Origin of the sequence: Alloacidobacterium dinghuense (genome assembly GCF_014274465.1) — a bacterium.
Taxonomy (GTDB): Bacteria; Acidobacteriota; Terriglobia; order Terriglobales; family Acidobacteriaceae; genus Alloacidobacterium; species Alloacidobacterium dinghuense.
Genome location: NZ_CP060394.1, coordinates 6,180,125 through 6,194,496 on the forward strand (window position 1 = coordinate 6,180,125; position 14,372 = coordinate 6,194,496).

The window sequence follows — 14,372 nt, forward strand, 5'->3', positions numbered from 1 at the left end:
CGCATTTACCTGCGAGAGTAGATGTTTTTGCTGCTCACAAATAAATCCAAAACTTGTATGGCTCCAAAAAGCGATACCTAAGCAATTGGAAGCCACATCTTATGATTCATAGGAGGGGTGAATGGTTACAGATAACCTGCACGCAACGCAGAAACTTTCACCAGAGGAAAACGACCGCATGCGGCAGGCGTCCGAGTTGCTGCTTGCGGCACGTCGTGATTCGCAGCCTATCGAAAGTCTGCCAGAAGCACTGCGTCCACACATGCTCGATGAGGCCTACGCACTGCAAGACATCATCGCCCGCGCTTTGGGACCAATTGGCGGCTGGAAAGTCGGCGCCACATCGCCCGACGCAACCCCCGCATACGCCCCTATGCCGCTGCTCGGCGGCTTCGCGCACAGCGGGCAGACGCTGAGCGAATCGTATCGCCGTTACCGTGGCGTCGAAGCCGAAATCGCCTTTCACCTCGGCAAAGACCTTCCTGTTCGCAAAGAGGCTTATACACGCAAAGAAGTCATCGACGCGATCGCTTCAGCGCATCCGGCCATTGAACTCATGGAACCGGCATTCCTCAATCCCGATATCGTCGACCGGCTCTCCATGATTGGCGATTTGCAGATGAATGGCGGCTTCGTCTACGGCCCCGCACTTCCTTCTTGGCAAAGCGCTGATCTCACAAAGGAAACTGTCGTTGTGACCATCGACGGAGCCGTTCGCTTCACAGGCACCGCTTCGAACCCCGCCGGAACCGATCTTCTGCGGCTTGTTACATGGCTGGCGAATGAAGGCCAGCATCGCACCGCCGGCCTCAAAGCCGGTGACTGGATCACCACCGGAAGCTGGTGCGGCAAGTTCAACGCAAATTCTGGATCGGAAGTGCGCGTCACCTTCTCAACCTTCGGAACAGTGCAGGTTTACTTTGCCTGAGATGCAAACGGCCACTCGCGGCGTCTGTAGGCGCGGGCGAAATACAGAAGGCTGCCCGTCACCGCAATCACTCCCGCATACACAAATTCGCGCGAGGCGTCAGGCCGAGAGAACACGATGAACAAAAAGCCGGCGAGCGCTAGAAGCGGCGGCAGAGGGTAAAACCACAAACGAAAGGGTCGCGGCATCTCTGGACGCCGGATCCGCAGCAAAATTACTCCGACCTGCTGCAACAGGTATTGCAGAATGATCCGGATCGCCACCAGCGCCGCGATTACGTGCGAGAGATCAAAGAAGCAGAAGATTGCCGCGACAACCCCAAGCGCAATCAGCGAGACGTTAGGAAAGCCGTGCCTCGGATGCAAAGTTGCGAATGAACGGAAATAGTTACCATCGAGAGCCGCGGCATACGGCGCGCGCGAATAGGTCAGCAGCAGAGAAAAGACAGAAGCGAATGCCGTCCACATCACCAGCGCAGCCAGCACCCGTGCTGCCGTCACTCCGAAAGTCCGCTGCATAAGAACAGCAACCACAGCGTAACGCCCATCGCCGCCTTTCACCAGTTCCTGCCATGGAATCACGCCGAGTACGCTGATGTTCATCAACAAATACAGCACCGCGACGATCGCAATCGAAATCAGCACAGCGCGCGGAATCGTCCGTCCAGGATCACGCACTTCGCCGCCGAGAAAGCAGACCGTGTAATAACCCCAGTAGTCGTACGTTGCAATCAGCGTAGCCGCGCCCAGCCCTTGAAAGAACGCCGGAGTGAGATGAAATGCGCCTGCCGGCATGACTACTTGCGACGCATGAAAATGTGTTACTCCCGCGAGAATGACGGACCCGATGGTTAGCAGTACTCCCGACCACAACACCCACGCGAGTCGCCGGATGGTGCTGAGATTGCGATAGAGGAGCGCAAGAATCAGCAGACAGCTTCCTGATGCAAGCAGGCTGGTGTAACGAAGGTGGGACATTCCCGCAACCGTATTGCCAAGAGACGGCCAAAGATATGCGGCATACTGCGAGAGGCCGATGCAGCCCGAAGCAATGGAAAGGGGCGCGCTAAATCCAAGCTGCCAGATGTAGAGAAACGAAGCCCAGCGTCCCGCGCCGTTGCGACCGTAAATCTCACGCAGAAATGTGTATGACCCGCCCGCCTCCGGCATCGCTGCGCCCAGTTCCGCCCAAACCAGGCCATCGCACACAGCGATCAGTGCGCCGAGAATCCAACCCAGCATTGCCTGCGGTCCACCCATTGCAGCCACCACGAGGGGCAGCGTAATGAACGGTCCCACGCCGATCATGTTCATCATGTTCAGCGAGACAGCGTTTCCCAGGCTCAGTTGTCGTTTCAGTTGCGACGGCATGCTTCGATCATCATCAAAGAGTGAAAGGCAGTCAGTGGATTGTACACTGGGCTTGAACCCTTTCCTGGAGACTAGACAAGTAGATGCAGCCTGCCGGACGACGACTCAAGCTGATTGCTACACTCGCGCTCGCTGCGACCACCGCTGCGCAAACCCAGACAGTTCCCTGGGCCACGCAAATTGCGGCTACTCCCGACGCACAAACGCTGCCAGAAGACCGCGGCGCCGATGGTCTATGGCAAACGTTGCGCAAGCTGCATACCTGGGCCAGTCTTATGATGATCGTCGCCCACCCCGACGACGAAGATGGCGGTATGCTTACCCTCGAATCGCGCGGGGCCGGAGCGCGCGTCGCCATGCTGACCCTCACGCGGGGCGAGGGCGGGCAGAATGCCATGTCCGGGGAGGAGTACGACGAGCTTGGTCTCATCCGCACCAACGAACTTCTGCGTGCTGACGAATTCAGCGGCACTGAACAATATTGGTCGCGAGTCACCGATTACGGCTTCTCGAAAACCATCGACGAGGCCTTCGACAAGTGGGGACACGACCGTGTTCTCTATGATGTTGTCCGTGCCGTACGCCTGAACCGCCCTCTGGTCATCACATCAGTCTTCACCGGTAATGTCACCGATGGCCACGGACATCACCAGGTCTCGGGCGAAATGGCGCAGGAAGTTTTCAAGGCTGCGGGTGATCCAAACGTCTTTCCCGACCAGATTGCTGAAGGCCTCCGTCCATGGTCGCCAATGAAAATGTATGCGCGCTTCTTCAGCTTCGCCATCAATGGAGAAGGCCCGCACAAAACCATGTTCGACTACGCCACCGGCAAGTCTTCGCCGCTGCATTTGCGCGATTACGTCAACCAGCGGTGGATGGATGACGTCCCCGCAACGAACGTCGTCATCCCCGAAGGCGCCTTCGATCCCGTACTGGGACGCTCCTACGTTCAGATGTCGCGCGAAGGCTGGAGCGAGCAGAAGTCGCAGAACGGCGGGGGTAATCCGCCGCTTCCCGGTCCATTCGACGTCGACTACCACCGCTACGCATCACGCATTGAAACCAAAGATCAGGAAACGTCCTTCTTCGATGGGATCGACGTGTCGCTCCCCGGCATCGCCACTCTCGCGCACGGCGACACGCAATTCCTTAAAGATGGCCTGCGCGAAATCGACCGCTACGTTACGAAAGCCCTCTACGCCTATATCCCGTCCGATCCTTCGAAGATCGTCCCCGACCTCCACGATGGCTACCTCAAAACGCAGCAACTCATTGACGCGGTCAACGCCAGCTCGCTTAGCGTTGACGATAAAGCCAACGTCAACCACGAACTCAATATCAAGCTTGCGCAGTTCAACACCGCCCTTGCCGAATCGCTTGGGTTGCAAGTGAACGCGCTCGTTACGCCGAATCTGCAAGCAGACCGCAACCCGTTCGGCGGCAGCTCTGCCGCATTCACTTTCCTGCACGCTACTCCCGGCATGAATTTCAACGTGCGCCTGCATGTTACCAGCGCGGGGCAGTGGAGTCCTGGCGGTAAACTCCGTCTCGCAAAAACATGGCTCGTCACGCCTGAGGGTGAGAACTGGCCAGTGCAACGGGTGGGGGGTCCAGTTGCTGCCAGCGCGCCCGAAGCAGACGTGTATTTCAAGCTTGAAGTCCCAAGCAAAGCCGCACCTACCCGTCCATACTTCAGCCGTCCTACAATCGAGCAGCCATACTACGACATAAATGACAAGCGCTGGCTCAATCGTTCCTTTGCCCCCTATCCCGTCGAGGGCTGGGCCGAGTTCAACTATGACGGCGTGCCCATTCGCATCGGACAGGTGGTCCAGACCGTTCATTGGGAGCATGGCCCGGGCGGCGTCTATCAACCGCTGGTTGTCCTTCCACAAGTCTCGGTCAACATCGGCGCAGGCGCCGGTGTTGTGCCGCTCGATGCCAAATCCTTCCCGCTTACCGTCGCCCTTAGCAATGAGCAGCAAACTGCTGCGGATGGCGAATTGCATCTTGAGTTACCGGAGGGCTGGACCGCCGAGCCCGCTACAGCAAAATTCCATCTGCCGATAAATGATCCAGCTGCAATTACCTTCACCGTGCACCCGACGGCGTTAGGGAAAGAGGCATACAACATTAAGGCCATCGCCCGCAGTGGCAACTTCGAGTTCAGTGAAGCCGTCCAGCAGGTCGGTTACCCGGGCGTCCGACCGTATTACTACTATCACCCGGCCACCTATCGCGCGCGCGGCGTAGATGTGAAGATCGCCCCCGGTCTCAAGGTTGGATACATCATGGGCACTGGTGATGATGTTCCGCAGGCGCTGGAGCAGATCGGCGTCGTTCCGCATCTGCTTACCGATGACGAAATTCTCCACGGAGACCTCGCGCAATACGACTCCATCGTTCTCGGCATTCGCACCTATGCTGCGCGCCGAGTGCTCGCTGCGGCCACGCAGCGCCTGCTCGATTATGCGAAGAACGGTGGTACTGTCATCGTTCAGTACAACTCCGGTGAATACGACCGCAACTTTGGCCCATATCCGTATACGCTCGGTCGGTCACCGGAAAAAGTGGTCGACGAAAAATCCAAAGTCACCATTCTGGATCCAAACAACCCTGTCATGTCGTGGCCGAACAAGATCACCGAAGCCGACTTCGATGGCTGGGTCGAGGAGCGCGGTCACTCCTTCATGCAGTCCTGGGATCCGCACTACACGCCACTCACCGAGACGAATGATCCCGATCAGGACCCGCAAAAAGGTGGATTGCTTTACGCCCGATACGGGAAGGGAGCTTATATCTATGTTGCCTATGCCCTCTACCGCCAGATGACCGAAGCAGTACCCGGCGCTTACCGGATTTTCGCGAACTTAGTGAGTGCCGGTCGCCCTCCACGCTAGTGATTGGAGGGCCGGCTATCTTGCGTTGGTCAGCCTTATGAAAGAAGGGCTTTTTAAAAGGTTGTTGCGGTTGTACCCCGATTCTCGGCTTAAGGTGCCGGTGGCAGGGCGACGTCGTCCGAAACATATGCCTTTAACGCAGTGCCCTGTTTGATGTCGATATCATGCCCGTGCTTGATCAGCCCAATTGGCCCAAATAGCACTGTAAGTGCAACTGTGCTGGTGGTTGCACTGTTGCCTTCTTTTCCCTTGGTTCCGCGCAGATGTATCTTCGTATCTCCGACTTTGAGGTAATCCAGACGGACGCTTAAGTCGCCGGGCTTGCCCATCATGCCGGCCTTTTTGGCGTTAGTGACTTCGCCGAACGCGTGGATCCCCGCTTTTGCGACCACGACATTGCCAACCTTCAAGTCTTCAGCCAGAGAAAAAGCGACCGGATCGCCTTCAGCGGCTGTCTTGGAACTGAGATCCTGCGCAAATGTCAGAGGCACATCTTCGCCTTCTTTGAGCATGTATTTGCCCGATGCATCGGGCGTAACCGAAACTGCCACTGGAGCCGGTGGGGTTACGACTGGAGACGCAGTCGTTGTCTGCTGACCGTGAAGGAGGCCAGCGGCAACGAGGAGGATCGAGGGCCAGTAGCGAAGGCTCTTCTTCATACACACTTCCTAATTAGTTTTGGGAGGAGTGTAAGGAGATTACCTACGAGCCCCGTCCTTATACAAGTAAAAAGAATTGGCTCGAATGCCTTTGAAGAGACGCACTTACCAGGCAATTTTGTCCGGAAAATACTCCGCAATCAGATCGTCGTAGTATGGCTTCAGCTCTTGAAAATTCGGCTTGGCAGCGCCCTTGGAGTAGAGGTCGTAGGGGTTGAACTTGCGCACCCAGTCGAACATCTCCTCATCGTGTGCGGTCATCAGGTGCGTGTACGCGCCGTGCTTGTGCGCCGGATAAAAGGAGTGGTAGCGCAGCATGTAGAGCGCGGGTTCGGGCAGGTAAGGCTTGGCGACATTGTAGATGTACTCGTCGTGCCCCCACGAGAGATGGACCTTGTTGAGTCCACAGTTAGGCTCGTAGATGCCGTACTCGGTCTGGTACTCGGGAACTTTGCTGTCGGAGTTGGCAGCGAAGTAGTCGCGGAAGACAATCTCGTCGGACCACGCACAGCCGACGGGAAAGGTGTCGCCGACGACCGCCCATTGTGGCTCGCCGTAAAGGCAAAGAACCTTGCCAAGATCGTGAATCAGGCCGGTGAGAACCATCCAGCGCGGGTGGCCGTCTTTGCGAATGGCCTCAGACGTCTGCAGAAGGTGCTCGATCTGTGTCAGGTCGGTGTCAGGGTCACTGTCGTCAACGAGCGTATTGAGGTAGTCCGCCGCTTCCCAGATGCTCTTCTTGCCGCGCTCCAATCCAAGGAATTCCTTCTCCTTGGCGAGAACGAAGTCGACTGTCTGGTTGGCGTGGTTCAGACGATAGAACTCAGCAACGCCGGGATTGGCCTGGGCGTCGTAGTTGCGGAACTCTTCCTCTGCCTTGCCTTCCTTGTAACGGCTGGCGACGAAATCATCCCAGTCGTCAAGGTGTTCCATGGGCTTTTCGGGCGTGATGGTGTGCATGAGAAGAGTCCTCCGGCTAACGCCAATATTATAGGGGCGTCGATAGACGTTCGTCACCCGAAATTACCCGATTTTCAGGCCTGGTAGCGATTCCACATGTTTCCCGGAAATGGCCGGTATTTTTTCTCTGGATATGACTTTTGACAGCTTCGGAACGATGCCATTAGGTTAATCGAGATGCTGAAAGCAATCTTGACCGACGTGCAGTTCTGGATCCCGGTAGGCGTTCTTGCCATAGGTGTGGCGTTGCTGGCGTGGCTGCATTGATGAGCGCACGCGCGAGCACGACAAGCAAGGCGCAGGCTTCCATGCACGGTTTAGGCGTCGCCTGCGGCCTCGCAGCCGGGGTCTGGCTGGGGGGTGCTGAGGCCCCGACGAAGCTGGTGAATGTGGGCATTTCACCCTTTGCCGTATCGCTGGCGATGGTGCTAGGCGTATTCGTCGCGCGTTGGACGCTTCCCACCCTGTTGAAAGGGACCGACTACGTTTTCACCGACCTGTTCAGCAAGCCGCATCTGATTGTGTGGGCGGTGCTGGCCGGTGCGCTGTGGGCAGTTGCGAACACATTGACGGTCTTTGCCATTCGTGATGTTGGCCTGGCGATCGCGTTCCCGCTCTGGAATGCGAACAGTCTGATCGGCATCTTTTGGGGCTGGCTGCTCTTTCAGGAAATGCGCGGCGCGGGCATTGGCGTAGGGTCTAGAGTTCTCGGCGGAGCCCTGGCGATCATAGCCGGGGCGGTCGTACTGGCATTTGTAACAGTGCAGCATACAAATATGGCTCACGCACGCGCAGTGCATGGAATTCTCGCCGCGCTGGGCGCGAGCCTGCTATGGGGGACAATGTATGTTCCCTACCGGAAGGCGTACGTGAGCGGGATGAATCCGCTTTCGTTCGTGACGGTATTCACGCTGGGTGAACTGGGAACGATGTCTCTACTGGCAGCTGCGTTTGGTGGTGGTGTGACGCATCTGCATGGCGAGTTGTATGCGGCGCGGCATGTTGTGTTCTGGATCTTTCTCGGCGGATTCTGCTGGGTGATTGGTGATCTGTTTCAGCAGTACGCGACCAAGTACATCGGCATCGGTCGTGGCATTCCGCTGTCCAACACGAACCAGCTTTGGGGGCTTGCGTGGGGAGCCCTGGTCTTTGGCGAACTTGCACGCGTAAGCGATACAGGACGCTGGTTGATTCTGCTGGGATCCTTTCTGATGATCGTTGGTGCGGTGTTTATCAGCTCGGCGGCTGCTCCGGCGCGCGAGCAGGCCTCCGGACGCGATGCAATCTCGCGCGAGTGCGAAAAGTATGGGTTGCGTTTTGAAGATTGCGTTGCGGCGCAACTCGGAGCCCTGCATGGAGACCATGAAAAAGGTAAACGGCCATGGTGGGACTTCTTAATCGTTGCTGTAGCCGTTGCGATTTTTCTCTGGCTGGGGTTGCAGGCGCAGGTGCCTCCATTGGCGATGAACCTTTTCTGGACGGCAGTGCTATGCGTACTGTTGGTGTTTGCTGTCGTCGGATGCGGCTGGCTGCTTTGGAAGAGAACTCGCTTCAGCTAGGGCCTGTTAACACTATTAGGGCGAACAGCGTTGCGAGCAAAAACCAGGCCAGACGAGGCGGAGTCCGAAGGCTGTGGCGGGACCACCGTCGAGGACAACAACGAAGTATGGCCTGATTCTTGCCGCAACCCGGAGGGAGAGGGCGGATTTTCCAGATTGCTTCGTCCCTCGTCGCTAAAATACACCCGGTATTTGTCACTCCTCGCTTCTCGCACTCAGAAAAATCCGCTCCTCTCGCTGTCGTCCTAATAGTGTTAACAGGCCCTAGTCACGTAACCATTGGAACTACAAGCATGCAGGCCGCGATCAGATTCGTTCGCAGACCTGTCTGCCCGTGGATTCGTCAGAGGAGATGCCTTCCCTTCATGAAATTCCGACTCAGGACGACGAATTAAAATCGCCACCATGACTACGATGGCGGCTACCAGATGCGAACGCGATCGGGTGGGGCGAGGTAGAGTTTTTCTCCCGGCTTCACGTTAAAGGCCGCATACCAGGCGTCGATGTTGCGAACCGTATCGGCGCGATACTCCCCTGGCGCGTGCTCGTTGGTGAGGATCTGCTGGCGCAGCGCCGCTTCCCGCGTCTTCGATCCCCAGTTTTGACCGAAGGCGATGAAGAACTGCTGATCGCCGGAGAATCCATTCTGCTGCGGCGCGATTTTGCCGTTGAGCGAGGCGTGGTAGCCGTCATAGGCGGCGGCAATGCCAGCCACGTCGGCAATGTCTTCCCCTAATGTCTGCTTCCCATTAACGTGGAGATCAGGGAAGGCAAAGTAGGTGTCGTACTGCGCAGCGAGTTTGGCCGTAGATGCGTTGAAATGGGCGAGGTCTTCCGGAGTCCACCAGTTGCGCACGCGACCCTTCGAGTCGAACGCGGCCCCTTCGGAATCGAAGGTATGGCTTATTTCGTGGCCGATCACCGAGCCGATCGCTCCATAGTTGGCTGCTGCGGGAGCCTGCGGATCGAAGAACGGCGGCTGCAGGATGGCAGCGGGGAAGTTGAGCGCGTTCTGCAGCGGTAGGTTGACTGCGTTTACCGTCTGAGGTGTCATGCACCACCGCTTGCGATTCACTGCCGTGCCGAGGCGCGCGATTTCACGCTGATAATCGCCGAGGCTGCCGCGCCAGAGGTTGCCGAAGATATCGTCCGGCTTGACTTCAAAGTTGGAGTAGTCTTCCCAGGTTTCGGGGTAGCCGATACCGACGTAGAGGGTGTCGAGCTTGGCCTCGGCTTCGGCTTTGGTCGCGGGGGCCATCCATGAAAGCGCATCGATACGCTTGTGGAATGCAGTAATAAGGTTCGCGACCATGGCCTGTGCCTGTTCTTTTGCTTCGGGAGGAAAGTAGCGCTGCGCGTAAAGCTTGCCGACCTCATCGCCGAGCAGACCATTCACGACGAAGATGCCGCGTTGCCAGCGTGGGCGCTGCTGTGGAGTGCCGCCAAGAATCTGTCCGAAGAAGGCGAAGCGCTCGTCAGCAAGAGCTTTGGGCAGTATGCCGGCGTAGTTTTCGATCAGATGATAGGCGAGCCAATCCTTCCATGTGTCGAGTGGGGCCGAGGCGACGACGGCAGACTCGCCGGTAAAGGCAGTCGGTTGCCAGACGATGAAGTTCGGTTGCTTGTCGAGCCCTGCGGCCTGGAAAAATTCCGTCCAGTTAAGGCCGGGAGCCTTTGAGGCAAAGTCCGACGGTTCCCAGGTGTTGTTGGCTTTGTGGATGTCCTGGTTCTCATCGAGCGGAATGTGTTTCTCCGCGATCTCGTGTTCGAGCGCGATGATGTTTTCAGCCCGTTTCTCGGCGTTATCGAAACCGGCAAGTTTGAGCATGGCGGCAACGTGCGCCTGGTACTTTGTGCGTAGCTCGACCATATGCGGGTTGTCGCTCAGATAGTATTCGCGATCCGGCAGTTGCAAGCCGCCCTGCATGATGTAGGCGGTGTAATGGTCCGAATCGTTAAAGCCCGGCGCAACCCAGAGACCGAAGAGATTGGGCGTGTGAAAGTTGGTGTTGTTGAGAGCGTCCACATCGGCGCGCAGGCTCTGACCGAAGGCGCGGGCGAGATCATTCTTGTCCTTGATGGCGGCGATGGCGTCGAGGTGTGGGCGAAGCGGGTCGAGACCTTTCGCCTCGATGCCGGCCTCGTCCATATAGGAGTTGTAAAGGTCGGCGATTTTGCGCGGGCCGGAGCCTGCCGGCGCGTTCGACTTTGCCGCTTCCTCGATCAGATCGGCGGTGCGTTTGTTGCTCAGGTCGGCAAGCGCGCTGAAGACGCCGATGCCGCCGCGGTCGGCGGGAATCTCGGTGCGCTTGATCCAGTTGCCGTTGGCGTAGAGATAGAAATTGTCGCCGGGCTTGACTGCGTTGTCGATATTGGCGACGTCGATGCCATGCTCCGCGTGAGCGGAAACAAAGGGTAGGGCAATGAGGGCGCAGGCGGCGAGTTTCAGGGTTCGGTTCATGGATCCAATGTGCTCCGTAGGTGCTGATAGGGCAAACATTGAGGGTAGCACGCTGGGCTGCTACGCTGGCCAGCGAGTGACGATGCGGGCGCACCGTGGGATGAGCGTAATCTCGACCGGTTCCAGATAACCCGAAACAGAGATCCCAGCGTCACATACTGGTTGTTTTCGAAACCGCCGTCTTTACGGATGTGTTTGCCATGGGGGTAGCAGGTGAAGCTGGTTGTACTGATGATTGAGGTAGAGCAGCCCGAGGGGCTTTCTGCGCGCAAACTGGTGCTGGAAAGTGCGAAACATAATGTGCTCACTGCGTATGACGGGCGTCATGGTCTTGAGCTGATACGTCGTTTCCCCAACGTCGATCTTGTGGTCGTGCATCGTTTCGTCACCGGCATGCCGCCGCAAGAGTTAATCCGGCAGGTAAAGGCGATCGATCCAAAGATGCCGGTTGTTCTGTTGTCGCCGGTGGAGGATTCGGAACGGCTGGGCGCTCAGTATGTGATTTCGAGTCACGAGCCGCAGATGATGCTTACCTTACTTGAGGAATCCTTTGGGGCATCAGGAACAAATTACTGACTCTGTCATCTGTTTGAGTTGCTTCACTGAGTTGTCCGGCATGCCGACTTGTCAGAGTTGATTGGGAATCCGATCGTGCTGGCATGAGCGCGTATTTCCGAGTTTATGTACGCCGATGCCGGACTGATTCGCGTTGCTACCAAGGACAGAGACGCTGTATACCAGAACAAGTTCATGTGGCTGTTTACTTTTCTCCTTGGCGCTTTGTTTTCCCATCCTTGTTCGGTGGCGAGCTCCATTCACCATTACGTCTATCGTGCGCTGTTTTCGCTGGCGATTCTGTTCACCGTTTATGCGATCAGCATGCGGCGGTCACTGCTGGTGATCGCGCGTTGCTTGGGTGCTGTTTCTAGCGGTTCTGGTTTTGCGGCATTTGTCAGCTTACGGGGGAAAGAGTGTGCCGGAGAGGGTTGAGGGGTAGCGCGGGTGTCGCACGGTTTCGTAATCACTATTCAAGGAAAGATGACCGGACTGTAAATGGATGACACCGCACTCTCCCAGCCTGCTCGGCGTGGCTTCTACCGGCCTGAACTCGATGCTTTGCGGTTCTTCGCATTTCTCTGCATCTTCTTTCTTCACACGCTGAGCCGTGCGAACATAGGTGCGATTGCGGGGCGTATCGATCTGAGGGATGTCCTTACGGACAGCCTGAAGTTTGCAGTGAGCCTGTTTTTCCTGCTCAGCGGATACCTAATTACCGCCCTCCTCGCAATGGAGAAAGAGTCCGCCGGGCATGTGCATCTGGCGGCCTTTTACAGGCGCCGAATTGCAAGAATCTGGCCTCTTTACTACAGCTTTATCCTGGCCGTGCTGCTTGCAGGGACGGTTGTAAGCAAACTGCGGCCTTCGGGATGGGCTCTGGCTGCGTTTACCTTCCTGAGCGGGAACTGGTTTCTTTCCCGGATTGGGGGGATGACAGGCGGCCTGGGCATTCTCTGGAGCGTAAACATTGAGGAGCAGTTCTATCTGCTTTGGCCTCTATTGATTCAGCTTGGTCGGGGGCGTAGCTGGAAGCTGAGCTCTGCCGGCATTCTCGCATGCTCTTATCTGATACTTTTGGGCTTTGGTCTGACGGGGCGCTATTCGGACCTGACGCTGCGATTTAATACGCTGGTGGAGATGCAGTATTTTGCCGGCGGCGCTCTGCTGGCGGCGACGCTGCCACGCGATGGCCTGGATATACCGCTCATTCTCCGGCCTCTGATTGCTCTGTCCGGCCTGTGCTGCTGGGCAGCAGGAGTTCGCCTCTTCAGCCGGTTTTATGGAGCCGGGATGCAGACTGTCCCGGCGTGGTGGGGGCCGTCCGCACTCTATGGCTGCGTCCTGGCGGGATGCGTTCTTCTGTTTCTCAGTTTCTACGGAATGTCCCCGCGATGGTTACCACGGCCGCTCTTGTGGCTGGGCAAGATCTCCTATGGATTGTATGTTTACCACTCGCTCATTCTCGCGCTTTTGCCAGGTTTTCCGTCAGGACGGGGATACCTCGTGGCGCGTCTCGCCGTTGCACTGCTCTCGACGATCTTGATTGCAGGAATTTCCTATCGCTGGCTTGAGAAGCCGTTTCTGCGATGGAGGGAGCGCTTTACGTTTGTGCCCAACCGGCCGGTGTAAGCTGGCCACCGGCGACAATTCGACTACCACTATAGAATATTTACCGCCCGCGCGGCGAGCAAAGCCACAGTTGTAAACGAAATGAACGCCTGGACCATCATCAGGCACTTCGCCCATCGCGACAGGACCGGCACGTCCGTCGGTGAAAACGCGGTGCTGGTGTTGAAGGCGAGGAAGAGATAGTCGACAAAACCCGGGCTCCAGCATTGCTCGCCCATCTCGCGTTTTGCCTGCTGGTCGAGCATCATCTGCGGAAACAGGAAGGCTCCGTCGGTATGGACACCGCGCAGTTCGCGGGCGCGTGGGCCTCCTGCATCGAGCCGCCAGTACCACGATGCAAAAACGAGGATGTTCGCCAGCCACAGAGCCGCGGCCGAGCGCAGCAGATCCTGCGGCGCTTCCTTATGCGAAGGCAGTGCGGCGATGAGCAGGTAGAGCGACCAGAGCATGTCGAGCGTCACGATCGAGGTCAGCACGTATCCCAGGACCTTATTCATTGTGTCCAGTCCGCGATAGCGTGCCCAAACAGTTGGGATCGTCAATACCGCGACGACGGCTATGAGCAGCCACGCGGGGCCTGCTGACAAGGATTCGGGCATGGCAAGCCGCAATCCGCCGACGGCAAGCAGGGCAACCATGGCGGGCCAGCGAGGTTCCAGGCGCTTGGGAGCGTTGTTCATGGATCTGTTCCCATCATGCAGGGTTGGTTGGCCCGGAGCAACAGATTGTTGTAGCCGCCAGATTGCAAACGACATCCTGAACTCATGGCGGAAAATATCGTCCACCTGGACTGATAATGAGACCAATTTCATCTTCCTGATTTGCATCTCCATGCTCCGCGTGTGTACACCTGCGATCGAAATCTTCGCAGGATGTAACCGTTTTGGTACTTCTCGTGCTGGTATTGGCAGTATTCGCTCGTTTCACTGCAGGAACGTAAACAAGCGTACACAGGCGATAACGGCGATATACGACGCGATAAGAGAGGGGCATGGGGATGGTAAAACGGTCAAGGCCAAAGCTGATGTATGTGCCGTGGGATGCCGATGCTCTGGCTGATGCTCTGTTTGGAACAGAGGATCTAGCTCAGGCCCGGGTCCTTGCCAAGGCTCTGGCAACAAAGATGGTGGACGACACGAGGTTGGGCAAGCCTCAGGTGAACTATCCGAAAGAGAACAAGGTTGAGGCGCAAGCGCAGGAGAAGACTTTAACCGAAGCGCTGATGCAGCAATGGATGCGCCCTCTTTTTGAAGCCATGAGCGGAGAAGAACCTTCCGCGCAGGTTTCGCGGTATCTCGAGTGTTAAGCAATGCAAGTTCAAGAAGAGCAAGGGGTTAGAAAGTAAATG

At 57.1% G+C, this 14,372-nt stretch carries 13 protein-coding genes; 8 read left to right on the forward strand and 5 right to left on the reverse strand.

Annotated features, from left to right (window positions below; all coding sequences use genetic code 11):
- Positions 1 to 121: 121 nt before the first annotated feature.
- On the forward strand, positions 122 to 928 hold the full coding sequence (locus tag H7849_RS26005) for a 2-keto-4-pentenoate hydratase (RefSeq protein WP_251106498.1): 807 nt from the start codon (positions 122 to 124) through the stop codon (positions 926 to 928).
- Here H7849_RS26005 and H7849_RS26010 read toward each other — a convergent pair.
- Positions 916 to 2,298, reverse strand: coding sequence for an APC family permease (locus H7849_RS26010; RefSeq protein WP_186743344.1), 1,383 nt, complete (start codon positions 2,296 to 2,298; stop codon positions 916 to 918). The two genes, H7849_RS26005 and H7849_RS26010, sit on opposite strands and share 13 nt — an antisense overlap.
- An 83-nt stretch (positions 2,299 to 2,381) precedes the next feature.
- On the opposite strand from H7849_RS26010, the gene H7849_RS26015 reads away from it, so the two are divergent.
- Complete coding sequence (locus H7849_RS26015) at positions 2,382 to 5,198, forward strand: PIG-L family deacetylase (protein WP_186743345.1); 2,817 nt, start codon at positions 2,382 to 2,384, stop codon at positions 5,196 to 5,198.
- An 89-nt stretch (positions 5,199 to 5,287) separates the two neighbouring features.
- Here the strand turns inward: H7849_RS26015 and H7849_RS26020 are convergent, their stop codons facing one another.
- Positions 5,288 to 5,857 carry a hypothetical protein gene (locus H7849_RS26020; RefSeq protein ID WP_251106499.1) on the reverse strand — a complete coding sequence of 190 codons (570 nt, stop codon included), beginning with the start codon at positions 5,855 to 5,857 and terminating at the stop codon, positions 5,288 to 5,290.
- A 105-nt stretch (positions 5,858 to 5,962) separates the two neighbouring features.
- Positions 5,963 to 6,817 carry an inositol oxygenase family protein gene (locus H7849_RS26025; protein WP_186743346.1) on the reverse strand — a complete coding sequence of 285 codons (855 nt, stop codon included), beginning with the start codon at positions 6,815 to 6,817 and terminating at the stop codon, positions 5,963 to 5,965.
- 177 nt (positions 6,818 to 6,994) lie between these two features.
- Here H7849_RS26025 and H7849_RS26030 point away from each other — a divergent pair, with 177 nt between their 5' ends.
- Positions 6,995 to 7,084: a translocated intimin receptor Tir gene (locus H7849_RS26030; RefSeq protein WP_186743347.1), complete on the forward strand. Its 90-nt coding sequence runs from the start codon at positions 6,995 to 6,997 to the stop codon at positions 7,082 to 7,084.
- Complete coding sequence (locus H7849_RS26035) at positions 7,084 to 8,376, forward strand: GRP family sugar transporter (RefSeq protein ID WP_186743348.1); 1,293 nt, start codon at positions 7,084 to 7,086, stop codon at positions 8,374 to 8,376. The genes H7849_RS26030 and H7849_RS26035 overlap by 1 nt, the downstream gene beginning before the upstream one ends.
- A gap of 421 nt (positions 8,377 to 8,797) precedes the next feature.
- On the opposite strand, the gene H7849_RS26040 is transcribed toward H7849_RS26035, so the two are convergent.
- Complete coding sequence (locus H7849_RS26040) at positions 8,798 to 10,837, reverse strand: M13 family metallopeptidase (RefSeq protein ID WP_186743349.1); 2,040 nt, start codon at positions 10,835 to 10,837, stop codon at positions 8,798 to 8,800.
- Positions 10,838 to 11,050: 213 nt separating this feature from the next.
- Between H7849_RS26040 and H7849_RS26045 the strand changes: the two genes are divergently transcribed.
- From H7849_RS26045 to H7849_RS26055, 3 genes are all read left to right on the forward strand, one after another.
- Positions 11,051 to 11,413 carry a response regulator gene (locus tag H7849_RS26045; protein WP_186743350.1) on the forward strand — a complete coding sequence of 121 codons (363 nt, stop codon included), beginning with the start codon at positions 11,051 to 11,053 and terminating at the stop codon, positions 11,411 to 11,413.
- A 105-nt stretch (positions 11,414 to 11,518) separates the two neighbouring features.
- Positions 11,519 to 11,827, forward strand: a complete 309-nt coding sequence (locus tag H7849_RS26050) for a hypothetical protein (protein ID WP_186743351.1) — start codon at positions 11,519 to 11,521, stop codon at positions 11,825 to 11,827.
- A 63-nt stretch (positions 11,828 to 11,890) separates the two neighbouring features.
- A complete protein-coding gene (locus tag H7849_RS26055) occupies positions 11,891 to 13,024 on the forward strand; it encodes an acyltransferase family protein (RefSeq protein ID WP_186743352.1) in 1,134 nt (377 codons plus the stop codon).
- Positions 13,025 to 13,053: 29 nt separating this feature from the next.
- Here H7849_RS26055 and H7849_RS26060 read toward each other — a convergent pair whose 3' ends face one another.
- Positions 13,054 to 13,704, reverse strand: a complete 651-nt coding sequence (locus tag H7849_RS26060) for a hypothetical protein (protein WP_186743353.1) — start codon at positions 13,702 to 13,704, stop codon at positions 13,054 to 13,056.
- Between the two features lie 311 nt (positions 13,705 to 14,015).
- On the opposite strand from H7849_RS26060, the gene H7849_RS26065 reads away from it, so the two are divergent.
- Entirely contained in the window at positions 14,016 to 14,330 is a 315-nt protein-coding gene (locus tag H7849_RS26065; protein WP_186743354.1) for a hypothetical protein, read from the forward strand.
- Positions 14,331 to 14,372: the final 42 nt, after the last annotated feature.

Excerpts from the sequence above, each read along its gene's own strand:
- H7849_RS26005 (WP_251106498.1), top strand. The coding sequence starts at position 122 with ATGGTTACAGATAACCTGCACGCAACGCAGAAACTTTCACCAGAGGAA.
- H7849_RS26010 (WP_186743344.1), bottom strand. The coding sequence starts at position 2,298 with ATGCCGTCGCAACTGAAACGACAACTGAGCCTGGGAAACGCTGTCTCG.
- H7849_RS26015 (WP_186743345.1), top strand. The coding sequence starts at position 2,382 with ATGCAGCCTGCCGGACGACGACTCAAGCTGATTGCTACACTCGCGCTC.
- H7849_RS26020 (WP_251106499.1), bottom strand. The coding sequence starts at position 5,857 with ATGAAGAAGAGCCTTCGCTACTGGCCCTCGATCCTCCTCGTTGCCGCT.
- H7849_RS26025 (WP_186743346.1), bottom strand. The coding sequence starts at position 6,817 with ATGCACACCATCACGCCCGAAAAGCCCATGGAACACCTTGACGACTGG.
- H7849_RS26030 (WP_186743347.1), top strand. The coding sequence starts at position 6,995 with ATGCTGAAAGCAATCTTGACCGACGTGCAGTTCTGGATCCCGGTAGGC.
- H7849_RS26035 (WP_186743348.1), top strand. The coding sequence starts at position 7,084 with ATGAGCGCACGCGCGAGCACGACAAGCAAGGCGCAGGCTTCCATGCAC.
- H7849_RS26040 (WP_186743349.1), bottom strand. The coding sequence starts at position 10,837 with ATGAACCGAACCCTGAAACTCGCCGCCTGCGCCCTCATTGCCCTACCC.
- H7849_RS26050 (WP_186743351.1), top strand. The coding sequence starts at position 11,519 with ATGTACGCCGATGCCGGACTGATTCGCGTTGCTACCAAGGACAGAGAC.
- H7849_RS26055 (WP_186743352.1), top strand. The coding sequence starts at position 11,891 with ATGGATGACACCGCACTCTCCCAGCCTGCTCGGCGTGGCTTCTACCGG.
- H7849_RS26060 (WP_186743353.1), bottom strand. The coding sequence starts at position 13,704 with ATGAACAACGCTCCCAAGCGCCTGGAACCTCGCTGGCCCGCCATGGTT.
- H7849_RS26065 (WP_186743354.1), top strand. The coding sequence starts at position 14,016 with ATGGGGATGGTAAAACGGTCAAGGCCAAAGCTGATGTATGTGCCGTGG.